Source organism: Acinetobacter lwoffii (genome assembly GCF_024129355.1).
Lineage (GTDB): Bacteria > Pseudomonadota > Gammaproteobacteria > Pseudomonadales > Moraxellaceae > Acinetobacter > Acinetobacter lwoffii_I.
This window is the reverse complement of the sequence record NZ_JAMXXP010000021.1, coordinates 28,443-52,927: the sequence shown is the minus strand read 5'-3', so window position 1 is coordinate 52,927 and position 24,485 is coordinate 28,443. Positions and strand designations below refer to the sequence as shown.

Below are 24,485 nucleotides of genomic sequence, written 5' to 3'. Positions count from 1 at the left end.
TAAAAGCTTTATTTTCACCCGATAAAATACCCATAAAACAAGAGGAAGCTCAAATGAGCTTCCTCTTGTGAAAAATTGTGGGACAGCAATGACTTGAAGTCCTCTTTTTTTATGCGGTTACTTTAAACTTTTTTAGAAAAATAATTTTTTAATCAGCTTTTGCGCGTGAGCAAGAACTGGGTAATTTGCATCAACTCTTCCGCCTGACCTTCAAAATGGTTCAAGGCATTGATCGCCTGATCATGTAATTGCTGGGCATAGGCTTTGGCCTGCTCCAGCCCCATCAATGCCGGATAGGTTGATTTTTCAACCTGTTCATCCTTGCCGGCGGTTTTCCCCAACACTTCGGTATCGGAAATAATATCCAGAATATCATCCTGTACCTGGAAGGCCAGACCAATCGCCTGTCCAAACTCACGTAATTTAGGAATGGCCAGATCGGTGCCTTCAAAGATTGTCACCGCCGCCATCATGATCGCAGCGCTAATCAAAGCACCGGTTTTATTGCGATGAATATTTTCCAGTGCTTGCTGATCGATTTTCTTGCCTTCAGACTGCAAATCTAAAACCTGACCATTCACCATTTTCGAAGAGGCTGTTGCCAGAATCTGCATCTGCTTCAGTACGATGGGAGCTTCTACCGCTGGACCCTGATCAAACAGACGACTACCCAAAATTTCAAAAGCCATAGACTGCAGGATATCACCTGCCAAAAGCGCGGTATCTTCTCCATAAGCCACATGACAGGTTGGCTGGCCACGGCGCAACAAATCATTGTCCATACACGGCAGATCATCATGGGCCAGTGAATAGCAGTGAATAAACTCGATCGCAACCGCTGCACGGCGCACTGCAGCACTATTCTGGTTGGGTTTTAATGCGGCGGTAGCATAGCATAGCGCTGGACGTACTCGTTTACCGCCAAGCATCACAGCATGATGGACTGCCGACCTTAAAGGTTCCGGAATGGCAAAGGCTTCCAGAGCGGTCAATAAATCCTGTTGAATGCGATGTTGTGCTTGTGTGAGTGCATGGGTTGATACGTCAGTGATAGATGACACATTCGCCTCGAATACGTAGTCCAGAAAAATAAAATGACAAGCGAATAAATGCCTGTAAGCTGATTCAGGCATTGTACCTAGAAATGCCTTGAATTTTCAGCCATAAATCGTATTGTTCTGCTGAAATTTACTATTCAACATCAAATAAGCAAGGCAGAGATTTTAAACCATAAAAAACCACCGCAGAACCGGTGGTTTTATTCAAGCTAAATGTATGCACGGCATTTAAACGAGAACATCTTCTGGTACGCGCACCCAGCCTTCCATCAACACGCGGGCACTACGGCTCATAATCGCTTTCGTCACTTTCCACTCACCATTTTCAAAACTTGCTTGTGCACCCACTCTCAACGTCCCGGAAGGATGACCGAAACGCACCGCTTCACGCTCTACCCCACCTGCGACCCGGTTCACCAATGTTCCGGGAATGGCAGCTGCTGTACCAATAGCCACCGCAGCCGTGCCCATCATGGCATGATGGAGTTTACCCATAGACAAGGCCCGAACCAGAATATCGGTATCCGATTCGGTAACCGTCTTGCCACTGGATGAGGTATAAGTTTTAGATGGGGCAATAAATGCAATTTTCGGGGTATGTTGTCGGGTAACTGCTTCTGCAATATCCTGAATTAGTCCCATGTGCTTCGCCGCATAGGCGCGAATCGTTTCGAACTTTGTCAGGGCTGCCACATCATTATTGATATGATCCTGAAGTTCTGTGCCCTTATAGCCGAGATCTCCAGCATTTAAAAATACGGTTGGAATGCCGGCATTAATCATAGTCACTTCGAAGCTGCCAATATTTGGAACCACCAGCGTGTCGGTTAAATTTCCAGTTGGGAACATTGAACCGCCTTCAGCATCGTCATCAGCTGGATCCAGAAACTCGATCTGCACTTCGGCTGCAGGAAAGGTTACGCCATCCAGTTCGAAATCACCCAGCTCCTGCACCTGTCCATTCTGCATCGGCACATGTGCAATAATGGTTTTCTGAATATTGGCCTGCCAGATGCGTACTGTGCACAACCCATTTTCAGGAATACGTTCGGCATCAACCAGACCATTAGAAATAGCGAATGCACCTACTGCCGCAGTCAGATTGCCACAGTTGCCACTCCAGTCCACAAAAGGACGGTCAATTGACACCTGACCAAATAAATAATCGACATCATGATCAGCGTGTTGGCTTTTTGACAGGATCACCGTTTTACTGGTACTGGAACTGGCGCCACCCATGCCATCAATCTGTTTCCCGTATGGATCGGGGCTACCAATCACGCGCAGCAAAAGCTGATCACGAATCCGGCCCGGCTGTTGTGCTTCTACAGGCAGGTCATCTAGCTTAAAGAAAACACCTTTACTGGTGCCTCCACGCATATAGGTTGCAGGAATCTTGATTTGGGCGGCAAAACTCATGAATTATCTCATCCTTTGACTTGTCTTTGTTTTCGTACAGGTTATTCAATATTTATATTCAAAGTATAGTATGTTGAAAGCAGAACTGCTTGACTGCCAGACCTTAGTATAAAAAAACGGCATTTGTATTTTATCCAAGAAAATAGAGAACTCATCAGTAACAGTTTCAATAAAATTAATATATTGATTCATTTATATTTTATTTCAGTTATTTATATGAATATTTTTTATTATTCCTCCAACAATATTTCATTCTTAGGATGGACTAGGCTTCTTTAGTCTGATCAATTACAATCAGCCACTTATCATTTTCCATTGTCGGGCTGAACACTTTGAATAACGAGTCTTCACAACTTCAGCGTGGCTTAAAGAACCGTCATATTCAGTTGATCGCCATGGGCGGTGCAATTGGCACAGGCTTATTCTTAGGTTCCGCACAGGTGATCCAATCTGCGGGTCCTTCTATTATTTTAGGCTATGCCATTGGGGGCCTGATTGCATTTTTAATCATGCGTCAATTGGGTGAGATGATTGTTCATGAACCTGTCGCAGGTTCATTCAGCCATTTTGCTTATAAATACTGGGGAAAATTTCCCGGTTTCCTTGCGGGTTGGAACTACTGGATTCTGTATATCCTGGTGGCCATGACCGAACTTACTGCGGTTGCGAAATATATCAACTACTGGTGGCCGCATATTCCAGCCTGGGCATCGGTACTGTTTTTCTTTATCGTGATTACACTGGTCAACCTCGGCAATGTGAAATTCTACGGTGAATCGGAATTCTGGCTTTCTATCATTAAAGTGACTGCGGTCATCTCGATGATTGTCTTTGGCTTGTATCTGATCCTGACTGCTGATGCTTCTTCAGGCGCATCTTTTAGCAATCTTTGGACCGCGGGCGGTTTCTTCCCGAATGGTTTTGAAGGTCTGTTCTACATGCTGGCCTTCCTGATGTTTGCCTTCGGTGGTATTGAACTGATCGGCATGGCGGCTGCAGAAGCTGAAAATCCGGAAAAAACCATTCCGAAAGCCATTAATCAGGTGGTTTTCCGTATTCTGATTTTCTATGTCGGTGCTTTGACGATTCTGTTGTCACTCGTGCCTTGGAATCAGCTTGAACTTGGTGGTCTGGACAAAAGTCCGTTCGTGATGATTTTCAGCCAGCTTGGCATTGACTGGGCAGCACACTTACTGAACTTTATTATCCTGACAGCAGCATTGTCTGTATATAACAGTGGTATGTACGCCAACAGCCGTATGCTCTATGGTCTGGCTCAACAAGGAAATGCACCTAAAGTCTTCATGAAAGTGAATAAGCAAGGTACGCCAATTCCTGCTGTATTGTTCTCTGCCGCGCTGATTTTTGGCTGTGTACTACTTAATTACTTCGTGCCTGAAGATGCCTTAAGCCATCTGATTTACATCGTAGTGGGTGCATTGGTATTAAACTGGGCCATGATTACGCTGACCCATCTCAAGTTTATTCAAAGCATGAAAAAGCTAGGACAGAAGACTTCCTTCCCTGCGCTTTGGTCTCCGGCGGGTAATATTCTGGTTCTAGGTTTCATTCTTACGATTCTTTACATCATGTGGACGCAAGGATTCCAGGAATCTATTTTGATGATCCCGCTTTGGATCGTGGTCATGTTCGGTCTGTTTAAGTTACTTAAGCCTAAAAATACCTAGACAACTCCTGTAGCTATGAGTCCTTAAAAGTTATTGCTTCGGCAATAACTTTTTTTGTATTTTTTACAGTACAATAGCCTTCTTTTCGCGCCCTTAGCTTAACTGGATAGAGCAGTTGCCTCCTAAGCGACCGACGTGGGTTCGAGTCCCGCAGGGCGCACCATCCTTTCAAAATGTGATCTATACTTCAAAAAATTAGCGTTAATCTTCATATTTTTAGAATATTTTTTATACAAAAAATCATTTTTTCTTCATTATTTTATTTCTTTTACTTTCAAATACTTATTTCAAAATGAGGCTATTTTTTGGTGTAAAAACTCTATTTTGATGCTTTTTTAGACTAATTAGTTTTTTCTAGAGCATTTACTCTTATTTTAATTGTGCTATTTTTGTCACATGGAGTAACAAATGATTGCGGATAAATACCCGAAATCTCCAAGAATTTAATAAGTGCAAACAACAACGCTAGATATAAATTTGTACCTCAAGGAAAGACGTAAATGAAATTAAAAACATTAACTACTGCAATGATTCTTGCAACTGTACCAATGACGGGTGCTTTTGCAGCAGCTCTAGATCGTTCAGGCCAATCAATGGCGGCCTTCCTGCAACCAGGTAATTATTTTGAAGCAGGTATTTCTGTCCTAGACCCAGATGTATCTGGTAAAGAAGCTGGTACAAGTGAAACACGCCGTAATATTGATGATATGGCTGGTGATTACTATTTCCCAAGTGCAGCATTAAAGTTTCAACCTACTGAAAAATTCTCAGTTGGTATTTTATATGATCAACCATATGGTGCTGATGCTGAATACCAAGGCACTAATGTCTTTACTTCAAACCCAGGTACAGACACTATCTTATCAACTGGTGCAATAAACAATATTGTACGCGCTAGAGCAGTTGCAGCTCTTGAAGCCCTAGGAGCACCAGTAAATGAACAAACGCTAGCAGGTGCTGAAGCACAAGTTAGAAGTAGTCCAGCTTTTCAACAGTTAACTGGAGCACTTGCTGCAGGTAATAATTTCTTAGGCGAAGGCAATACTAAAGTTGAAGTAGATACTCAAAACCTATCTTTAGTTTTTGGTTACCAACCGACTGAAAACTGGAATATCTATGGTGGTGGTGTCTATCAAACCGTTAAAGGGAATCTAAGCTTACGCGGTCAAGCATATAGCCTTTTCAATGGTTATGATGCGACATTTAAAGAAACAAGTGGTACAGGCTGGTTAGCAGGTTTAGCCTTCCAAATCCCAGATATTGCTTTAAAAGCTTCTGTAACTTATCGTTCAGAAATTGACCATGATATTTCAGCTTCTGAAGACTTATCACTTTTAAACTTCCCTTTACTAACAACTGTATTAGGTGGTCTAGGTGTTTCTCCTGCTCAGCTTGCTACTCTAGATGATTCTGGAAAAACCAAAATTACTACACCTCAATCTGTAAACTTGGATTTCCAAACAGGTGTAATGGCAAACACTGTAGCTTTCGCTAATGTACGCTGGGTAGACTGGTCAAACTTTTCTATTCGTCCTTACCAATTTGGCAATGTAAGTGAAGCTGTAGGCCCTCTAATAGGTCGTCCAAATGGCTTTAATCTGGTTGAATATGAAGATGACCAAATTTCAGCAACTGTAGGTGTAGGCCGTAAATTTAATGACCTATGGGCTGGTAACGTATCAGTAGGTTGGGATTCTGGTGCAGGCAACCCTGTATCTACACTTGGTCCAACTGAAGGTTACTGGAATGTTGGCCTAGGTCTTCAATACAGCCCAACCCCAGCCACTTTCATTGCTGGTGGTGTAAAATACTTCATGTTAGGTGATGCAAAAGCACAAACTGGTGCACAAGCTGGTGGTCCTGAGTATGTTGCTGAATTTGAAGATAACGATGCATGGGCATATGGTCTGAAAATCGGCTATCGCTTCTAAGCTCTGATTAAATAAAAACCACTTTCGAGTGGTTTTTATTTTTTAACTCTAATTTTATACACTTGCATATCATTCGATTATTTTAGCACCAATTAAAATTAACAGAACTTCAATCCTTTCACATTATTTAAAGTTAATTTAATCTGATATTTTTCATATATTTATACCAATAAAATTAGTATAAAAACTCTAATCAAGCCCTTTCCTTAACCGCCTTAGTTCATTTCTTCGACAAAGCTGAGCATTTACTCTTTTTAAATTTATGTTACTTTTCCATCACATTTTTGTTACAGATGGCATCAGGGAACGTACCATGAAGCTTAATAAAATTTATTCTGCTATTTTACTTAGCACTTTACCTCTTTCTGCAGTTCAAGCAGCTGGCTTAGACCGTTCTGGTCAATCTATTTCTGCTTTTTTACAGCCGGGTAACTATGCGGAAGCAGGTATTTCTGTTTTAGATCCAGAAGTTCAAGGTAAAGACAATGCCGGCAATAAAGTCAGCGATATGGCTGAAGATTACTACTTCCCTACTGCTGCTATAAAAATTCAGGCAACTGATAAAATATCTCTGGGTTTACTTTATGACCAGCCATTTGGAGCTGACTCTCAATATGCGCCTGAATCTAATGCTTTTGCTACAGTAAATACCAATACTGGTGTATTGGAAGGCACTTCTGTTGAAGTAAAAACCAATAGCATTACAGCACTTATAGGGTATCAGCCAAATGAGAACTGGAATGTTTATGCCGGACCTGTCTATCAAAGCGTAAAGGCGAAAGTCTCCCTACGTGGTACAGCTTATAGAGGCCCGCAAGTTCTTGGCGGTTATGATATTGACCTTAAAGAAAGTGAAGCTTACGGTTGGTTAGCTGGTTTTGCATATTCTATTCCTGAAATTGCCTTAAAAGCTGCTGTGACTTATCGCTCTGAAATTAAACATGAATTAGATACCACAGAAACCTTCGGTTTTGGTACAGATGGGGCTTTATATATTCCTGGATTAACTGGCACATTATTGGGTAAACCAGTAATTCCAACTTACCATAAAGCGGAAATTACTACACCACAATCAGTCAACATTGACTTACAGTCAGGCATTGCAAAAAATACCTTAGCCTTTGCTAATATTCGCTGGGTACATTGGGATCAGTTTGCAGTAAAACCTGCTTATTTATCTCAGCTAACTGGCGCACTCACCGGAAAACAGCAGAATCTTGTCGATTATTCAGATGATCAATGGTCTGCAACAGTAGGTTTAGGTCGTAAATTTAATAATAAATGGTCAGGTTCAGCTTCTGTAGGTTATGACTCAGGAGCGGGCAACCCGGTAACCACCTTGGGTCCAACTGAAGGCTACTGGAATGTAGGTTTAGGCGGTCAATACAGTCCAGCTGAAAATTACTTTATCCAAGCTGGTGTCAAATACTTCTGGCTAGGTGATGCAACTGCACAAACTGGTGGAAATCCAGTTGGAAAATTTGAAGACAATCATGCAATCGGCTATGGTATGAAAATCGGTTACCGCTTCTAATTCAAGCGAACCCAATAAAAAAGGCGCATATTGCGCCTTTTTTTATTGCTTAAATTTTAATACTTAAGCTGGAATATCACGTACTGAAGCATTACGAATCGCTTCTTTTAACGCATCATAACCACGAATTGGCGGGAATTGTGGGAATTCAGCAATCACGTTCTCAGGGGCATCAAACAGGAAACCATGATCTGCTTCACCCAGCATTGTCGTATCGTTATAAGAATCCCCTGCCGCAATCACACGGAAGTTCAAACCATGCAGTGCTTTAACAGCTTGACGTTTCTGATCTGGCTGACGAAGTTTATAGGCTGAGATCATACCTGCTTCATCTGTTTCCAGTTTATGACAGAAAATAGTTGGCCAATCCAGCTGCTTCATTAGTGGATGCGCAAATTCATAGAAAGTATCTGAAAGAATAATCAATTGAAAATGCGTACTCACCCATTTCACAAATTCTTTTGCTCCCGGGAACGGCCCCATTTCTGCAATCACTTCCTGAATATCGTTCAAGCCTAAACCGTGCTGTTTTAAAATATTCAGACGTTGGGTCATCAGTACATCATAGTCAGGAATGTCACGAGTCGTCGCTTCAAGCTCTTTAATACCGGTTTTTTTAGCAAAGTTAATCCAGATTTCTGGAACCAACACACCTTCTAAATCTAGACATACGACTTCCATGAACATTCCCTCTAAGTTGTATTGAAAAAATTTTGCACTATCATAGCTGAAGAAACAGATTTTGCACTGTACTTTTTTAAATCTATTTTTTTCATAAGTATTTATTTTTTAGTGATAAGTCAATTAAATCAATTCTATTAAAATAGATGTGAAATTAACTAATATAGGCCATGTCCTTTCCAAGCCTATATCGCCAGGACTCTCATGACCATCATTCCTACTATTGATCGTATTGATGCGCTTGCATCTGAATATGCTGATAAATCGCCCAATGAAATTTTGGCACTTGCACTGAGCCAGCAAGGTGAAATTGCGATTTCATTTTCTGGTGCTGAAGATGTTGTATTGATTGATATGGCGTCGCATCTCGGTAAACCGTTCCGGGTATTCAGTCTGGACACTGGCCGTCTACATGCAGAGACGTATCAGTTTATTGAACGGGTGCGTAAGCATTACAACATCGAAATTGAAATCTGCTTCCCTGAAACGGATGCAGTACAAAATTTAGTGACCACCAAAGGTTTATTCAGTTTCTTTGAAGATGGTCATCAGGAATGTTGCGGTATACGCAAGGTTCAACCGCTACGTAAAAAACTGGCCACATTAGATGGCTGGATTACTGGTCAGCGCAAAGACCAAAGTCCGGGTACACGCAATGAAATTCCTGTGGTTCAGGCCGATCCAGGTTTCTCCGGTCCTGGAAAGCAGTTGATTAAGTACAATCCTCTAGCCAACTGGTCCAGTGCAGATGTCTGGAGTTATATCCGTATGATGGAAGTACCTTATAATACCCTGCATGAGAAAGGTTTTGTTTCAATTGGCTGTGAACCTTGCACCCGCCCTGTGCTGCCAAATCAGCATGAACGCGAAGGCCGCTGGTGGTGGGAAGAAGCCACCCATAAAGAATGTGGCTTACATGCTGGCAATCTAAAAAAATAAAGTTAAGTTTTATCGTTCCTATTGATTGAAAGACTATTTTTTAATAAAGATAGTCTTTTTAATTGATAGTTTTACATTTAGTGACAAGATAGAAATTACCTTTTATCGGGATAATATTATTTTAATTAAAAAATTGATAAAATTTTAGCTCATTGATTTATTTGCATAAAATGTGAAATTGAACATAATGCTATTCTTCTAATAACACATAATTATTAAGTTACACTCCACTTTGCCTAGTAAATACTATTTTTAGAAAACTATTTTAAAACTAAAATTTTCACATTTCATAAACTTAGGAAGATATTTTGTTCTTGTCAATAGCCACTTTTTCACAGTTGAGGCAAGATAAAGCAGTTCATTTATATGCTAAAAAAGATATACTTTAAAAACTAAAGTAATAATTCTAACAAGGCTTTTTAGCAAAAAAGCCATAGAGAATGCAGTGAGGCAATCCACGCTATGCGTCCATTACATCCAATTGATTTTATTTTCTTAACTTTAGAGAAACGGCAGCAGCCTATGCATGTAGGTGGACTATTTTTATTCCAAATTCCCGATAATGCACCCGCTTCCTTTATTCAGGATCTTGTTACGGATATTCAAAATTCGAAATGCTCCCCAATCCCACCTTTTAATAATTATTTAAACGGCCTGTTTTGGGATGAAGACCAGGAATTTGATTTAGATCATCATTTTCGTCATATCGCCCTGCCAAAACCGGGCCGTATCCGTGAATTGCTGACCTATATTTCTCAAGAACATAGTGCCCTGATTGATCGTGCAAAACCTTTATGGACCTGTCATATCATTGAAGGTATTGAAGGTAACCGTTTTGCCATGTATTTCAAAATTCACCATGCCATGGTGGATGGAATCGCTGGCATGCGTCTGGTCGAAAAATCACTTTCATTTGACCCCCATGCCAAGAGTATTGTACCGCCATGGTGTGTGGAAGGGCCACGTGCCAAACGCCTTAAAGCACCTAAAGTTAACAGGTTTAAAAATGTCCTGCAGACCATTAAGGGGCAACTGGAATGTGCGCCACGAGTTGCTTATGAACTGTCGCAAACTGTCATGAAGGATATGGGACGTAATCCCGATTATGTGTCCAGCTTCCAGGCACCAAGCAGTATTCTGAATCAACGCGTCAGTGCTTCACGTCGCTTTGCCGCACAGTCTTTCGAATTTTCACGTTTACGTCATATTTCCAAAGCGTTGGGCGTGACCATTAATGATATCGTACTGGCCATTTGTTCAGGTGCATTACGTGAATATTTATTATCGCAAAATGCCTTACCGAAAAAACCGTTAATCGCCATGGTTCCAGCTTCGGTTCGTAGTGACGATTCAGATATATCCAACCGTATTACCATGATTCTGGCCAATCTGGGCACACATAAAGAAGATCCGCTGGAACGTCTCAAGATCGTACGCCGTAGTGTACTGAGTGCCAAAGAGCGCTTTAAACGTATGAATGCCAATCAAATCTTGAACTATAGCGCCTTTGTCTATGGTGCCGCAGGTCTGAATATTGCATCCGGTTTAATGCCGACACGTCAGGCATTTAACGTGATTATTTCCAATGTACCTGGACCACAAGAGCCCCTTTACTGGAATGGTGCACGTCTTGAAGCACTTTATCCGGCTTCTATCGTACTGGATGGTCAGGCCTTGAATATCACCATGACCAGCTATCTAGACAAACTGGAAGTCGGCTTAACTGCATGTCGTAATGCCCTGCCGAAAATGCAGAACTTGCTGACACATCTGGAAGAAGAAATTCAACGTTTTGAACTTATTGTAGATGGCGAACCTGTCCCAAAGTTACGGGCGGTAAGCTAGCCGCGGATGAATAAATAAGATAGATGGACTGCCAAAGATGCTGATCATTTTTGCCAGTCTTAGAGCACAGAATAAAGGGACCGATCTGGTCCCTTTTCTTTATTTTTGGAAATCTTTTTAAATTATTTTAGAAATTTTGGATGACTTCTCTATTTAAACGTCTATCCAAATCACTTTTTGATAAGTTAGAAACAATGCACAAATGCAATCAGCTTTTAATGGTACGGCACTGTTGTAATAATTGATGGCAGACATTACGGATCATGCTCGCGGTAATCTGAACTTCATTACCGCGCTCATCGACGATATATCCCGCATGTACAGTCTTTGGTTCTAATACGTGTTTTAGGCCTTTATGGATTACTGCTTTACTCATACTCATCACACACTCCTTTTGCTAAGCCTGAAACTGGGAGAAACGGCTTTGGCTAATTCATGTATCTAGTATTGTAAATAAAGGCCCGATTGTAAAATTTCAGATGTAACAAGTGTTTAACGATATTCTGTTACAATTTCAGCTGAGAATGATATCGTATTGCTCTTGCGTATACAGATTTTCTACTTGGAACTTAATCACGCGATTAATGAAATGTTCTAGATCAGCGACTGCAGGCGCTTCTGCCGTCAATAACCGATCAATGACAGCAGGATGCGCGACGACAGTAAAGCCACTCTGTGACTCATAAGCACGGGCATAACGCAGAATTTCCCTGAATATTTCGTAACATACTGACTCGGCTGTTTTGACATAACCACGTCCCTGACAGGTCGGACAAGATTCACAGAGCAGATGTTCCAGCGATTCACGGGTGCGTTTCCGGGTCATTTCCACCAAGCCCAGTTCCGACACCTGAGTAATCTTGGTTTTGGCATGGTCACGTTCTAGCATGCGCTCAAACTGTTTCATCACTTCTTCACGATGCTGCGCTTCCTGCATATCAATGAAGTCGATGATAATAATGCCGCCGAGATTACGCAGACGTAACTGACGCGCGATAACATCCGTCGCTTCCATATTGGTTTTAAAAACCGTATCTTCCAACGAACGGCCACCAACATAAGAACCGGTATTGACATCAATTGTGGCCATGGCTTCAGTCTGGTCAATCATCAGATAACCGCCAGACTTCAATGCGACGCGAGTTTGCAATGCCTTTTGCAGGTCTTCTTCGACATTATACAAGTCAAAAATTGGCCGCTCGCCCGGATAATGCAGCAAACGGTCTTTCATGTTCGGGACAAATTCTTCGACAAATTCCTGTAACTTGGCATGAATTTCACGTGAATCGACGTAAATTTTGGCGGTTTCTTCATTGGCCAGATCACGAATCACCCGTTGCGGCAAAGGCAACTCTTCAAAGATCAAAGAAGGTACTGCAATAATCTTTTGCTTACGCTGGATATATTCCCAAAGCTTGGCCAGATAAGCCATATCCTGTGCGATGGCTTCTTCTTCAATCCCTTCTGCTGCAGTACGTACAATCACTGAACCTGGCAGCTTATGTTCTGCCTGAATCCGCTCAATGATGGAACGCAAGCGATTGCGCTCTTCCTCAGACTCAATCCGTTGTGATACCCCGATATGATTACCATATGGCATCAGCACCAAATAACGCGAAGGAATAGAGAGATCGGTAGACAGGCGCGCACCTTTGGTACCGAGCATATCTTTCATCACTTGAACCGTGAGGATTTGTCCAGGTTGAAGCAGCTCAAAGACATTCGGCGTCGGTTGATTGCGTGGCCAGACCATATCATTGATATGTAAAAACGCAGTGCGAGAAAGTCCGATATCCACGAAAGCAGCCTGCATGCCGGGTAAGACCCGCACCACTTTTCCTTTATAGACATTTCCTACCAGACCACGCTTGGCCGTACGCTCGACAAACAGTTCATTGACCGTGCCGTTTTCAATTAACGCGACCCGACATTCCATCGGCGTGACGTTAATCAACAACTCGTCAGACATAACTACACTCAAAACATTATAAGAATTCTTTTCAGCAGTTAATTTAGTGCCTTAACCGTCTGTAATAACTGTACTGTCTCATATAAGGGCAAGCCCACCACATTGGAATAACTGCCCTGCATTTTTGGAATATAACGTGCTGCAATTCCTTGAATCGCATAAGCCCCGGCTTTACCGAGTGGCTCACCTGTCGCCCAGTAATTTTCCATATCTGTGGCGTTCAGGATTTGAAATTCGACCTGTGTGCGTACCACTATACTGTATTTTTCATGCTTTGTACGAACACAGACACCGCTATAGACATCATGCCACCGACCGGAGATTTTTGTCCACATTTCAATCGCATGTTGTTTGGATTCAGGCTTGCCCAAAATCTCCTGATCCACCCCCAGACTGGTATCCGCAGCGATAATGATGGCATCTGGATAACGCTCGGCCACGGCATCGGCTTTGGCACGTGCCAGACGTTCAACATAGGCTGCGACCGACTCGCCTGCTTGTACAGATTCGTCGATCTCGGGACTGTAAATATCGAAGCTCAGCCCGAGTTGTTGCAATAACTCACGACGCCGGGGTGAGCTCGAAGCTAGAATTATATGCGCCATTTTTTGAGCATATAATAAATAGCAGGCCAAACCAGAATACTGGTCAGCATCGGAATCCAGTGCCGTGCATAAGAAAATTGCACGCCAGCTATAATCTGGGTAAAAAAGATCATCAGCAGATATGCGACAATCGCCAGCCCCATAATCACCCAGAGATTATTAAAGGTCAGGATACGGCGTTCACGGGTCAGAAAGCGAGCTAAAAAGGCAATAATGATAAAGCTCAGCGCATTCAGACCCAAAGGTGCATCCAGCAGCAGATCAATAAAAATACCCGTACCAAAGGCAAACCAGATCCCGCACCAGGTTGGCTGACATAACACCCAGAAGAGCATGATCATCAGCATAAACAGCGGACGCCAGCCCGAGAGATTATAGGAAAGTGGATAGACCATTAAAATAGAAGCTACAATCACCGAAATGACAATAGCCATTAAAGGATCACGATGCTTTCTGGATTTCATCTTAGCGATTGACATGCGGTTGCTCCATCGCTAATGAATCGGAAAATAACACCACCACATGATGTCCACCGGCCAGCTGAGCCGCAGGCGTCACATCAATCTGGGCAAATTCACCAGAATTATGGCGTTGTACTTTAGATACCTGCCCCACCAGATAACCTGCCGGGAAATGTTGTCCCAAGCCCGAACTATAGACTTTTTCACCGACCTTGATATTGGCACTGGTCGGTACATATTCCATTTTTAAACGTCCCAGATCACCTGTGCCCGAAACAATGGCACGCATACCGGTATGTTCCAGGCGCACTGACAGTGAATGTTCTTTATCGGACAACAGCATGACCCGGCTACTATGCGGATAGACATTGATAATCTGTCCCATGATACCCTTGTCATCCAGTACCGTTTGCCCGACTTTCAGCTCGTTATTTGAACCCCGGTTGATCACGATAATATGCCGTAATGGATCGGCATCGGTACCAATCACTTCGGCAATTTCAATACGCCCATCAATGATCAGCGGCGTGTCCAATAGACCGCGCAAACGTGTATTTTCAGCAGAAAGTTCAGAGATTTTTTGTAAGCGTACCTGTGCCTGTAACAGCTCGGCCTGCATCGCGGTATTTTCCCGACGCAATTGAGCTTCAGACTTGGTTTGTTGATTCAACCACTCTCGCGACAATACCGGATAGCTGGCCACCGCATAAATAGGATTATAAGCAGCGTACAGGACATCCCTTGCAGGTTGAACAACATGCGGCATGCGCCAATCAAAGAAAAGCACCACCAAGCATGTTACCAATGCAATGATAAAAGAGCGAAAAGATGGCGGTTGTCGAGAAAACAGATGTGCTTGCACCCGCCGGATCCTTTTCTTAGCCTACGAATAACATGTCATGATTTGGGTTGTCGAAAAATTCGAGTACCTTGCCGCCACCACGTGTCACACAAGACAGTGGATCTTCTGCCACCACCACCGGCAGGCCAGTTTCTTTGGCAAGCAGCTTGTCCAGGTTACGCAGTAATGCACCACCACCAGTTAACACGATACCACGTTCAGCGATGTCCGAAGAAAGCTCAGGAGGGGTATGTTCTAAAGCAGATTTCACCGCAGACACGATGTTTTGTAATGGATCAGAAATCGCTTGGGTGACTTCGTCAGAATTAACCACGATTGCGCGAGGCACACCTTCTGCGAGGTTACGGCCACGAACTTCAATTTCAAGCGGTTTAGCACCTTCATCTGGCAACGCCATACCCACTTCTTTTTTGATTACTTCAGCCGTGGTTTCGCCGATCACACAGCCATGCGCTTTACGCACATAGTTAATGATCTGCTCATCAAAGACATCACCGCCGATACGTAAAGAATCTGCATAAACACAACCTTGCAGCGAGATAATCGCAATTTCAGTAGTACCACCGCCCACATCAACCACCATCGAACCACAAGCCTGCTCGACTGGCATCCCTGCACCAATCGCTGCTGCCATTGGCTCTTCGATTAAACGTACATCACGTGCGCCCGCATTAAACACGGCTTCACGAATGGCACGGCGCTCAACCAGAGTCGATTTACATGGCACGCAAACCACCACACGCGGTGCCGGAGTAAATAAACGGTTTTCATGTACTTTGCGAATAAACTGATTCAGCATGGTCTCAGTGACTTCAAAATCCGCAATCACACCATCTTTCATCGGACGGATCGCTGAGATATTGGCTGGGGTACGACCTAGCATTTGCTTCGCTTCAAGACCGACTGCCGCAACAATTTTATGTGAACCACTATGACGGATGGCTACAACCGTTGGTTCATTTAATATAATGCCTCGTCCTGGCGCATAAATAAGTGTATTTGCTGTACCTAAATCAATGGCAAGATCGGGCGAAAACAAGCCTATTAGTCGTTTTAGAATCACGGGGACGTTCTCAGTTAAACTTTATATGGACGCAAGGTCGCCACTTTAACTAAATGTGATGATTTGGACAAGTCAATCGCTTATCATAACGCATGATAATTTGAATTTTTTTAATACTGATTAGGTAATATTATGTCTACATCGGATGCACAGCATTCTGCAGATTTAAGTGCAGAAACAGTTTCAGCTATTGCCAACCTTGCAAGGTTATCTCTCAATGATACGCAATCTGCTGAATATGCTCAAAGTTTAAATAAAATTTTAGGCATGATGGAAACCCTGAAAGGCATCAATACCGACGGTATTGAACCCCTGAAAAGCCCTTTCGACCACCCTCAGCCGCTACGTGATGATGTGGTTACCGAAACCAATCATCGTGAGCAATACCAAGCAGTTGCACCAGCTGTTCAGGATGGCTTGTACCTCGTACCGCGCGTGATTGAGTAATTACTACCCAGTTCATTCTTTTTATTAAATTAAACGTAAAGAATTATTTCTCATGACAGATTTACATCGCTTATCCATTCGTGAACTTAGTGAAGGTCTGGCAAATGCCCAGTTTTCATCTCGCGAATTGACTGAACACTACTTAAAGCGCATCGCAAAAATTGATGTACAGGTCAAGGCTTATGTGACGGTAACTGCTGAACAGGCATTAGCTGAAGCTGATGCTGCCGATGCTGCAATCAAAGCTGGCAATGCCTCTGCCCTGACTGGTGTGCCAGTTGCCCACAAAGACATTTTCTGTACCCAAGGCATCAAGACCACTGCCGGTTCAAAAATGCTGGACAATTTTATCTCTCCTTACGATGCAACCGTAGTAGCGAAAGGCAAAGCTGCGGGCCTGGTCACTTTAGGTAAAGTGAACATGGACGAATTCGCGATGGGTTCAACCTCTGAGAACTCATATTGCGGCGCAACGGCTAACCCTTGGAACCTGGGTCATGTCCCTGGCGGCTCTTCTGGTGGCTCTGCAGCAGCTGTGGCAGCGGATTTAGCACCATTTGCAACTGGTACTGATACCGGTGGTTCTATTCGCCAACCTGCGTCATTCTGTGGCCTCACCGGCCTTAAACCGACCTATGGCCGTGTATCGCGTTTCGGTATGATTGCTTATGCCTCATCACTGGATCAAGGCGGTCCGATGGCGCGTTCGGCGGAAGACTGTGCTTACCTGATGAATGTGATGGCAGGTCATGATGCCAAGGATTCAACCTCAATGGACAAAGACGTTGATGACTATGTGGCAAATCTGAACGCTACCTCAGTAAAAGGTTTGCGTATTGGTATTCCAAAGCAATATTTCAATGTGGAAGGTCTGGATGCAGACGTAAAAGCACGTGTCGAAGAATCACTTAAAAAGTTAGAAGAGATGGGCGCTACGCTTGTTGAGATCGACCTCAACATGACTGAAAGCTATGTTCCGACTTATTACCTGATCGCACCTGCCGAAGCTTCTTCGAACCTATCACGTTTTGATGGCGTACGTTATGGCTATCGCGCAGAAAATCCTGTGGACCTGATGGACCTGTACAAGCGTTCACGTTCAGAAGGTTTTGGTGCAGAAGTGCAACGCCGTATCCTGATTGGTACGTATGCCCTGTCTGCAGGTTATTACGATGCTTACTATGTAAAAGCACAGAAAGTACGTCGCCTGATCCAGCAAGATTTCCTTAAAGCATTTGAATCGGTCGATGTCATTGCAGCACCTTCTGCGCCAACGACTGCCTATAAAATTGGTGCAGATTTAACGCCAGTTGAAATGTACCTGGGCGATATTTATACGCTTGCGGTAAATCTGGCAGGTCTTCCTGCGATTAACGCGCCTGTCGGTTTTGACCAAAATAACTTGCCAGTTGGCTTACAGCTGATTGGTAATTACTGGTCAGAATCTCAATTGTTGTCTGTGGTACACCAGTATCAACAGGCCACCGATTGGCATACAAAACGCGCTGCAATTGCTGAGGAGAACGCATAATGGCTCAAGCTCAAAAATCGGCTAAACCAAAATCCAACCTGATTGATGGTTGGGAAGTCGTTATTGGTATCGAGATTCACACTCAGCTTGCCACCAATACCAAAATTTTTTCAGGTTCATCGACTGTTTTCGGTAATGATCCAAACACGCAAGCCAGCCTGGTTGATTTGGCTATGCCGGGCGTATTACCGGTATTAAACAAAGAAGTGGTTGATCTTGCGATTCGCTTTGGTTTGGGCATCGATGCTTACATCGATCAGGCGTCTGTATTTGCGCGTAAAAACTACTTCTATCCGGACTCTCCAAAAGGCTACCAGATCAGCCAGATGGACAACCCGATTGTGGGCTTGGGTCATATCGACATCCAGCTTGAAGATGGCACGGTTAAACGCATTGGCGTAACCCGTGCGCATCTCGAAGAAGATGCGGGTAAATCGATTCATGATCAGTTCGAAGGTATGTCAGGCATCGACTTGAACCGTGCTGGTACGCCGCTGCTTGAAATCGTTTCTGAACCGGATATGCGTTCGGTTGAAGAAGCGGTTGCTTATATCAAGGCAATTCACACTTTAGTGCGCTGGTTAGGTATTTCTGACGGTAACATGGCGGAGGGTTCGTTCCGCTGTGACTGTAATGTATCTTTACGTCGTCCGGGTCAACCGTTTGGTACACGTTGTGAATTGAAAAACCTGAACTCATTCCGTTTCATTGAACAAGCGATCAATGTTGAAATTGAACGTCAAATGGGAATTCTGGACTGGGATGGCACCATTGATCAGGAAACGCGTCTGTTCGACCCTGTAAAGATGGAAACGCGTTCAATGCGTTCTAAAGAAGAAGCGAACGATTACCGCTACTTCCCTGACCCAGACTTGTTGCCTGTGGTGATTGCTGATGAGCAAATCGAAGCCATTAAAGCAACCATGCCTGAGCTTCCTGCTGCACGCCGTGCACGTTTCGTGGCGGACTTTGGTGTGACTGAGTACGATGCACACGTTTTAACGCTTACACGTGAAATGTCAGAGTTTTACGAAGAAGTTGTCGCTGCTGCTGGTGGCGCTGCACAAGGTAAAGTGTCTGCAAACTGGGTGATGGGCGAATTCTCAGGGGCGCTAAACAAAGCAGGCTTAGATTTGGCGGATTCTCCTGTATCTGCGGAAAAACTTGGCGGTATGATCGCGCGTATTGTGGATAACACGATTAACGGTAAAATCGCGAAGCAAGTATTCGGCTTTATGTGGGACGAAGGCAAATCTGCGGACGAAATTATTGCGGAAAAAGGCTTGAAACAGGAAACTGATACAGGCGCAATTGAAGCGATTATTAAGGAAGTGCTTGCTGCCAACGAGAAGATGGTTGAGGAATATAAGTCTGGTAAAGAGAAAGCCTTTAACGGTCTTGTGGGTCAAGTAATGAAAGCTGCAAAAGGTAAAGCCAACCCTGCACAAGTCAATGAATTAATGAAGAAATTGATTGGTTGATAATTGACTAATTAGTTATTTTCATGAGATAAAAACCTCGCTTAGTGCGGGGTTTTTATAATTTCAAGGATTATCTTTATAAATGAGTTTTTTCAATATATTACAAGTTAGCAATGAACATCAAATTACTCAGAATGATGAAATATATCAAATTAATTTTCATTCGAGTCGTTTCCTAGAATATACAGATGAAGATATTCGTATTTTATATAAAACATTAACCCAAGAAAAATTAGATTTACTCAAAAAATACCCTGCTCTAGTTACTATGGAGCGTTTTGAAAAAGAAATTTCATTAGGTAAAATTTTAAACATTACATATTATTCTGAAGAACAAAATATAGTTGTTGAATTTAATAAATTACATTCTATAAATATTCAAACTAGAGAAGATATCACATACACAGATGAAGATACTAAGGAAACTTGGAAACAAAAAAATAAGGATTTTGATTTTTATTTAAACACAATTAAAGAATATTTAAAATTTGAAGGATTAGAAGAATATAGAAATCATTGGGCTTTAAAATCAGGAGATATCTTTGCTCTATCAGCGAATAATCCCCATTTCCAAATATTCAACAACAGCACTTACATAAATTTATTTCCCACCTATAATGACCCTCTTCCATTACCTCAATATATCTCTCCCTCTCCAATAAGTAGTTTAGATGTAACTGTAGTAGCTGAATTAGAAACTCAACCACAACACACAATTGCTAGTGTTTCTCAATTCATAGATAAAATCAATGAATTAAGCACTGAAGATGAACTTAAAAATCGCGAACTATTTTTCCGAGGCCATAGAGATGCCTTGCGTTATTTTTTACAACCAAGCTTATTTAGACAATATAAATCAAAAGGACCTATTTATTTAAAGTCCGAAAAAAGTTCATTCATGGACTTACTCACAACAGAGCCTAAATCTTTTTCAAATGAAAGTAGATGCTTTGATATTCTTACTCATATGCAACATTATTCGTTTCCAACAAGATTGTTAGATATTTCTAGTAACCCATTAGCAGCACTATATTTTGCTTGTGAAATTGAAAAAGATGATAAGGGTAAAGAAAAGGATATTGATGGTGAAGTCATATTATTCTATATAAAGAAAAGCGAGATTAAATATTTCGACTCAGATGCTGTTTCTTGTGTGACAAATTTAGCAAAATTGACAGAATCACAAAAAAAAGAATTAATTAAACTCATAGAGCAATGTGAATCAGAAACTCCTCCTAGAAAGGCTTTCAAGTCCACAGACTACGAGAACAATGAAGCATATGCTAGTTACATTCATTTTATTAGACAAGAAAAGCCATACTTTGAACCTAAGATTAAAATTTCTGATTTGAACAAGGTTTTATGTGTTAAGGGACGATTAACACAGGATAGGATTATAGCTCAAGCAGGCTCTTTTTTACTTTTCGGATTAGATGCAAGCCTGCCTGAAGATGGCAATGATGTCTTTAAGATAAAACGGATTAGAATTAAATCAGCTAACAAAAGCTCCATTTTAAAAGAGCTAGATCAGCTAAAAGTTAACCTTCGTACTATTTATCCTAGTCTAGAAAATACAGCGAAATATATAAAGTCAAAATTAGAACTCGAAGCAGATTCTAAGTAATATTATTAAATTAGACTCTTTTAATTATTAAAGAGTCTTTTTCTTCCAACATATAAAAAATCTCAATATGACCATCAAAAAAGTATCCTCTATCGCCAAACTCGAAGACTTAGGACGTATTCAGCTTTCAAAGTCTTTATTTATGCGTGACTTCCTCTATAGCGAAATCGCCAACTGGTACGGTGTACCCAACTTCCCCGATCATCCTGACATTGCAATCCGTACAGGTACAGAACTTTGCCAACAATTGTTAGAGCCACTCCAAGACAAGTTTGGACGTATTGCGATTCGTTCAGCTTATCGCTCTCCAAGCGTGAACCAACTCGGCAATGAAAAAGGACATAACTGCGCAACGAACGAGAAAAACTTTTCCAGTCATATTTGGGACTATCCTGATGCAAAAGGTTATGGGGCAACGGCTTGTATTGTCATTCCATCATTTTTAGAACTTTATGAGAAAGACCAAAGTAGCTGGCAACAATTGGCGTATTGGATTCATAACAATCTGAACTATAGCCACCTGCAATTTTTCCCAAAACTCTGTGCTTTTAATATTGGCTGGCATGAACAACCTGCACGCGAAATTTATAGTTATATTCAACCCAAAGGCTATTTGCTGCGTGGTGAAGCTGTGAATAAAGAATTTGAGAAATTTTATCCTGATTTATTGTAATCATTAATCCCCCCAAATCCCCCTTTTTCAAAGGAGGACTTGCCACGTCATCAATTGATACGCGTGGTTCCCTCTCCTGAGCAAGTTTTAAAGCACTGCTTTAAAATGAAGCGCAAGAAAGGATGAGGGCTAGGGAGAGGATTTTTTTAAATTAATACTCTTCTCTTAAATTTTCTAATTCAGTCGCACGTGCGGCAGTCGCTTCCATGTAACAACTATTGCTATTTACAGTTGCAATCGTCCCTCCATTCGGGTCGGCATAAAAATCGCAATTGGCATCACGATAGCGAATCCAGAGACGCTGAACCTCTTGAAGCTGTTTTTTACGGTTTGCATTCAGCGATGCCATCGTCTGTTTATAGGCATTATTTAACCGTGTATCTTGGCGATCTGTTTCGGCCGCAATACAATCCAGCATATTTACAGTAACGCCACCTGAGCGATCCATACAATTTGAGTATTGCCGACTCAAATCATTGTCCCCTGCGTACAGCGCAGGAGGAAGTATAAACATACTTAAACCCAATAAAGCAGTGCGTTTGAACATAACAACCCCTATCTTTTCATTTATGTTATTCATAATAAATACCATAATTGAACCCTGGCACGCATGCATTCAATCAGTTATTTCCCTCTTAACTCACCCAACTTATTCCACACATCCGGTGTCAAGAAAGTGACCACCAGTTTATTTAAATCCACATAACGCAGCACACCTTTAAGCTGACTTTTCACTTCAGGATTTTCTAAAATTTCCTCACCGGTAATCCGTCCAAGTTCCTGAAAACTGTCACCCACCGCTTGTACGCCTTCCGCAGCAATTACCGCTTTGGTCTGTGCAGAACATTGCTCTACCAATATACGCTGCAATACTTGGGCTAAATTTTTATCCAGCTGGGTTCTTTGTGCTTCATTCACATTACTGAATTTCTTCAATTCCGGATGTGCAGATAAGGCAACAAAGGTCCATTGCAGCACCGTTGTTTTATCTGCTGCCGTGGTGGATTTCACCAGACAGTTACTCAGCTGCTCGACGGTTGGCCCCGCAATAGCCATTTGGGTGGTAGCCATCAAGGCCATTGCCATTAATCCCCACCGAATTTTAGCTGTAAATCTGCGACGGATAACCTCAGTTTGGCGTGACATAAGCGAATCTCTTTTTTAACAATCAGCTACTTTGTATCATAGACTCGCACCTTGCCCGTGTTATTACTCTGTAATTTATGGCAATACACAAGCCACGGGCAAAAGACCGATATCTGATTAGGTGTATTGAGTGTAAATGTGAGTTTGAGATTAGAAATCCCCGTCTCTGTTCAGCATTTTTTAAGACGCCACTTTAAAAAAAAGGCGAGTGAAAGCATCCTCAGAATGTATTTTAAGGATGCTCGAAAGAGGATGGATTAAGAAGGAAAAAATAGTCCTACTTCACCTGCCTGAGCATATTCTTGGCTCCGGCATGATTATAATTATTGGCCAAATTCTGCAAAATCCGCTTGGATTGCGCTTTAGCATTTGGGAAACGGCTGGCATAGACCGGAATACTGTTCAGACAGCGTGCAACCAACATCCCTGATTCAGTATAGACACGTGTTCCCTCAGTGCCCTGCAATTTACCGTAGTTATAGGCACGCTGGGCGTTGTTACAGGCATTATTCAGATTCTTGCCACTATTAATATCACGTCGCGCTGCCACATAAATCTTCATCTGATGTTGTTGCGGTGTTTCTGCTATTGTAGCTCGAGCTGATGCCGCTGCTAGCTGCTTTTTTTCTGCTTCTTTTTTCTCAAGCTCTTTTCTTTCTAATTCCTTTCGCTCTAATTCTTTCCTCTCCAGCTCTTTACGTGCTGATTCCTTCAGTTCATTTGTCGTCTTTGCGACAGGAGTCTTAGGAGGAGTCATGGTTTTTATCAATGCAGGGGTGGTTTTCTCCACAGCAACCCTGGCTTTAGTTGGACGATAAAAGTTTTTTGCTTGAGAAGGGCTCATGACCTGGGTGAGTAGTCGAACACTACGCGTCTGGCTAGATTTATCAACTTGTCGTTCAGAAGTTGGTTCAATCGAGACAATCCAGCTTTCAGTCAGGTCATCCATACGACACTGATAGGCACCGCTACCTTGTACAACACCCCGATTGGCACTCAGGCGTTTACGCTGGGCAACATCTGCCACGGCACTAAAATTACTTTTATACAGCAGGGAAAATTTACCGCCCTGTTCATGACAATATTGCGTCAGTATCGAACGCGGATACATGGCCTGAGTCGTGTTATTTTTCTGAGCTTGTCCCCAAAGATAAACATAATCTTTTGCACTACCATCACGTTGATTCAAAGCCCGTTTGGCAATTAGTTCTTCCGGACTGGCAAAAGGATGTAAAACCTCTGATTTCAACCGATTCACGCTATTACATCCAGCTAAAGCTGCTGCCCCTATTATTAGAATTATTACTTTTAGCTTCACAGCAAATATCTCAACCCCAAAATCCCGTATAACATAGCTTAAATAGCACAAAACAACAAACACAAGATATTGATAAATATAATATTTAAACGGTAAAAAGGCACATATCAGCTTCAACTTTGCTGATTATGCCAAGCTTCATGTGATAAAAATTGACACAAGTATCATTTTTAAATCAGTTCAAATAATAAACAATTCCATTCAGGACTC

22 protein-coding genes and 1 tRNA gene are annotated in these 24,485 nt (G+C 42.3%); 11 read left to right on the top strand and 12 right to left on the bottom strand.

The features are described from left to right. Positions 1-152: 152 nt before the first annotated feature. Both NI468_RS10810 and prpF read right to left on the bottom strand, forming a co-directional pair. Positions 153-1,061: a polyprenyl synthetase family protein gene (locus NI468_RS10810; protein ID WP_253101794.1), complete on the bottom strand. Its 909-nt coding sequence runs from the start codon at positions 1,059-1,061 to the stop codon at positions 153-155. Between the two features lie 225 nt (positions 1,062-1,286). Beyond that, positions 1,287-2,477 (bottom strand): 2-methylaconitate cis-trans isomerase PrpF, encoded by a 1,191-nt coding sequence (gene prpF, locus NI468_RS10805; RefSeq protein WP_253101792.1) that lies wholly within the window; start codon positions 2,475-2,477, stop codon positions 1,287-1,289. Positions 2,478-2,809: 332 nt separating this feature from the next. Here prpF and NI468_RS10800 point away from each other — a divergent pair, with 332 nt between their 5' ends. The 4 genes from NI468_RS10800 to NI468_RS10785 all read left to right on the top strand — a co-directional run bounded on the left by NI468_RS10800 (position 2,810) and on the right by NI468_RS10785 (position 7,630). Next, complete coding sequence (locus NI468_RS10800) at positions 2,810-4,165, top strand: amino acid permease (protein ID WP_005247009.1); 1,356 nt, start codon at positions 2,810-2,812, stop codon at positions 4,163-4,165. An 87-nt stretch (positions 4,166-4,252) separates the two neighbouring features. Next, a tRNA-Arg gene (locus NI468_RS10795) sits at positions 4,253-4,328 on the top strand. Positions 4,329-4,665: 337 nt separating this feature from the next. After that, positions 4,666-6,096, top strand: a complete 1,431-nt coding sequence (locus tag NI468_RS10790; protein ID WP_004646227.1) for an outer membrane protein transport protein — start codon at positions 4,666-4,668, stop codon at positions 6,094-6,096. 313 nt (positions 6,097-6,409) lie between these two features. Beyond that, on the top strand, positions 6,410-7,630 hold the full coding sequence (locus tag NI468_RS10785) for an OmpP1/FadL family transporter (protein WP_114541185.1): 1,221 nt from the start codon (positions 6,410-6,412) through the stop codon (positions 7,628-7,630). 63 nt (positions 7,631-7,693) lie between these two features. Here NI468_RS10785 and thrH read toward each other — a convergent pair whose 3' ends face one another. Further along, on the bottom strand, positions 7,694-8,311 hold the full coding sequence (gene thrH / locus NI468_RS10780) for a bifunctional phosphoserine phosphatase/homoserine phosphotransferase ThrH (RefSeq protein WP_004646225.1): 618 nt from the start codon (positions 8,309-8,311) through the stop codon (positions 7,694-7,696). A 204-nt stretch (positions 8,312-8,515) separates the two neighbouring features. Between thrH and NI468_RS10775 the strand changes: the two genes are divergently transcribed. Further along, entirely contained in the window at positions 8,516-9,250 is a 735-nt protein-coding gene (locus NI468_RS10775) for a phosphoadenylyl-sulfate reductase (RefSeq protein ID WP_005104697.1), read from the top strand. A gap of 462 nt (positions 9,251-9,712) precedes the next feature. Next, positions 9,713-11,095: a WS/DGAT/MGAT family O-acyltransferase gene (locus NI468_RS10770; protein WP_004646223.1), complete on the top strand. Its 1,383-nt coding sequence runs from the start codon at positions 9,713-9,715 to the stop codon at positions 11,093-11,095. A gap of 208 nt (positions 11,096-11,303) precedes the next feature. Here the strand turns inward: NI468_RS10770 and NI468_RS10765 are convergent, their stop codons facing one another. The 6 genes from NI468_RS10765 to NI468_RS10740 form a co-directional block, all read right to left on the bottom strand. Then, positions 11,304-11,477 carry a PA1571 family protein gene (locus NI468_RS10765; protein ID WP_004646222.1) on the bottom strand — a complete coding sequence of 58 codons (174 nt, stop codon included), beginning with the start codon at positions 11,475-11,477 and terminating at the stop codon, positions 11,304-11,306. 132 nt (positions 11,478-11,609) lie between these two features. Next, complete coding sequence (gene rng / locus NI468_RS10760; RefSeq protein WP_216985880.1) at positions 11,610-13,064, bottom strand: ribonuclease G; 1,455 nt, start codon at positions 13,062-13,064, stop codon at positions 11,610-11,612. A gap of 38 nt (positions 13,065-13,102) precedes the next feature. Next, positions 13,103-13,669: a Maf-like protein gene (locus tag NI468_RS10755; protein WP_216985879.1), complete on the bottom strand. Its 567-nt coding sequence runs from the start codon at positions 13,667-13,669 to the stop codon at positions 13,103-13,105. Beyond that, positions 13,657-14,148 carry a rod shape-determining protein MreD gene (gene mreD, locus NI468_RS10750; protein WP_004730376.1) on the bottom strand — a complete coding sequence of 164 codons (492 nt, stop codon included), beginning with the start codon at positions 14,146-14,148 and terminating at the stop codon, positions 13,657-13,659. Before mreD ends, NI468_RS10755 begins: the two co-directional genes overlap by 13 nt. Next, entirely contained in the window at positions 14,135-14,992 is an 858-nt protein-coding gene (mreC, locus tag NI468_RS10745; protein ID WP_004279362.1) for a rod shape-determining protein MreC, read from the bottom strand. The genes mreD and mreC overlap by 14 nt, the downstream gene beginning before the upstream one ends. Before the next feature lie 16 nt (positions 14,993-15,008). Beyond that, a complete protein-coding gene (locus NI468_RS10740; RefSeq protein ID WP_004279360.1) occupies positions 15,009-16,055 on the bottom strand; it encodes a rod shape-determining protein in 1,047 nt (348 codons plus the stop codon). 132 nt (positions 16,056-16,187) lie between these two features. Here NI468_RS10740 and gatC point away from each other — a divergent pair, with 132 nt between their 5' ends. The 5 genes from gatC (at position 16,188) to NI468_RS10715 (ending at position 21,811) form a co-directional block, all read left to right on the top strand. Further along, positions 16,188-16,502 carry an Asp-tRNA(Asn)/Glu-tRNA(Gln) amidotransferase subunit GatC gene (gene gatC, locus NI468_RS10735; RefSeq protein WP_005262428.1) on the top strand — a complete coding sequence of 105 codons (315 nt, stop codon included), beginning with the start codon at positions 16,188-16,190 and terminating at the stop codon, positions 16,500-16,502. 52 nt (positions 16,503-16,554) lie between these two features. Continuing rightward, positions 16,555-18,033 (top strand): Asp-tRNA(Asn)/Glu-tRNA(Gln) amidotransferase subunit GatA, encoded by a 1,479-nt coding sequence (gene gatA, locus NI468_RS10730; RefSeq protein ID WP_216985878.1) that lies wholly within the window; start codon positions 16,555-16,557, stop codon positions 18,031-18,033. Then, on the top strand, positions 18,033-19,514 hold the full coding sequence (gatB, locus tag NI468_RS10725; RefSeq protein ID WP_253101790.1) for an Asp-tRNA(Asn)/Glu-tRNA(Gln) amidotransferase subunit GatB: 1,482 nt from the start codon (positions 18,033-18,035) through the stop codon (positions 19,512-19,514). The genes gatA and gatB overlap by 1 nt, the downstream gene beginning before the upstream one ends. 82 nt (positions 19,515-19,596) lie before the next feature. Next, complete coding sequence (locus NI468_RS10720) at positions 19,597-21,138, top strand: FRG domain-containing protein (protein ID WP_253101788.1); 1,542 nt, start codon at positions 19,597-19,599, stop codon at positions 21,136-21,138. Between the two features lie 67 nt (positions 21,139-21,205). Further along, positions 21,206-21,811 carry a hypothetical protein gene (locus tag NI468_RS10715; RefSeq protein ID WP_005096158.1) on the top strand — a complete coding sequence of 202 codons (606 nt, stop codon included), beginning with the start codon at positions 21,206-21,208 and terminating at the stop codon, positions 21,809-21,811. Positions 21,812-21,962: 151 nt separating this feature from the next. Here the strand turns inward: NI468_RS10715 and NI468_RS10710 are convergent, their stop codons facing one another. From NI468_RS10710 to NI468_RS10700, 3 genes are all read right to left on the bottom strand, one after another. Next, positions 21,963-22,358 (bottom strand): lysozyme inhibitor LprI family protein, encoded by a 396-nt coding sequence (locus NI468_RS10710; RefSeq protein ID WP_004279354.1) that lies wholly within the window; start codon positions 22,356-22,358, stop codon positions 21,963-21,965. A gap of 77 nt (positions 22,359-22,435) precedes the next feature. After that, on the bottom strand, positions 22,436-22,957 hold the full coding sequence (locus tag NI468_RS10705; protein WP_005251208.1) for a hypothetical protein: 522 nt from the start codon (positions 22,955-22,957) through the stop codon (positions 22,436-22,438). A 277-nt stretch (positions 22,958-23,234) separates the two neighbouring features. Next, positions 23,235-24,215: a hypothetical protein gene (locus tag NI468_RS10700; RefSeq protein WP_228722556.1), complete on the bottom strand. Its 981-nt coding sequence runs from the start codon at positions 24,213-24,215 to the stop codon at positions 23,235-23,237. Positions 24,216-24,485: the final 270 nt, after the last annotated feature.

Coding starts and splice junctions, on each gene's coding strand:
- prpF (WP_253101792.1), bottom strand. CDS start 2,477: ATGAGTTTTGCCGCCCAAATCAAGATTCCTGCAACCTATATGCGTGGA.
- NI468_RS10790 (WP_004646227.1), top strand. CDS start 4,666: ATGAAATTAAAAACATTAACTACTGCAATGATTCTTGCAACTGTACCA.
- NI468_RS10785 (WP_114541185.1), top strand. CDS start 6,410: ATGAAGCTTAATAAAATTTATTCTGCTATTTTACTTAGCACTTTACCT.
- thrH (WP_004646225.1), bottom strand. CDS start 8,311: ATGGAAGTCGTATGTCTAGATTTAGAAGGTGTGTTGGTTCCAGAAATC.
- NI468_RS10775 (WP_005104697.1), top strand. CDS start 8,516: ATGACCATCATTCCTACTATTGATCGTATTGATGCGCTTGCATCTGAA.
- NI468_RS10770 (WP_004646223.1), top strand. CDS start 9,713: ATGCGTCCATTACATCCAATTGATTTTATTTTCTTAACTTTAGAGAAA.
- NI468_RS10765 (WP_004646222.1), bottom strand. CDS start 11,477: ATGAGTATGAGTAAAGCAGTAATCCATAAAGGCCTAAAACACGTATTA.
- rng (WP_216985880.1), bottom strand. CDS start 13,064: ATGTCTGACGAGTTGTTGATTAACGTCACGCCGATGGAATGTCGGGTC.
- NI468_RS10755 (WP_216985879.1), bottom strand. CDS start 13,669: ATGGCGCATATAATTCTAGCTTCGAGCTCACCCCGGCGTCGTGAGTTA.
- mreD (WP_004730376.1), bottom strand. CDS start 14,148: ATGTCAATCGCTAAGATGAAATCCAGAAAGCATCGTGATCCTTTAATG.
- gatC (WP_005262428.1), top strand. CDS start 16,188: ATGTCTACATCGGATGCACAGCATTCTGCAGATTTAAGTGCAGAAACA.
- gatA (WP_216985878.1), top strand. CDS start 16,555: ATGACAGATTTACATCGCTTATCCATTCGTGAACTTAGTGAAGGTCTG.
- gatB (WP_253101790.1), top strand. CDS start 18,033: ATGGCTCAAGCTCAAAAATCGGCTAAACCAAAATCCAACCTGATTGAT.
- NI468_RS10720 (WP_253101788.1), top strand. CDS start 19,597: ATGAGTTTTTTCAATATATTACAAGTTAGCAATGAACATCAAATTACT.
- NI468_RS10715 (WP_005096158.1), top strand. CDS start 21,206: ATGACCATCAAAAAAGTATCCTCTATCGCCAAACTCGAAGACTTAGGA.
- NI468_RS10710 (WP_004279354.1), bottom strand. CDS start 22,358: ATGTTCAAACGCACTGCTTTATTGGGTTTAAGTATGTTTATACTTCCT.
- NI468_RS10705 (WP_005251208.1), bottom strand. CDS start 22,957: ATGTCACGCCAAACTGAGGTTATCCGTCGCAGATTTACAGCTAAAATT.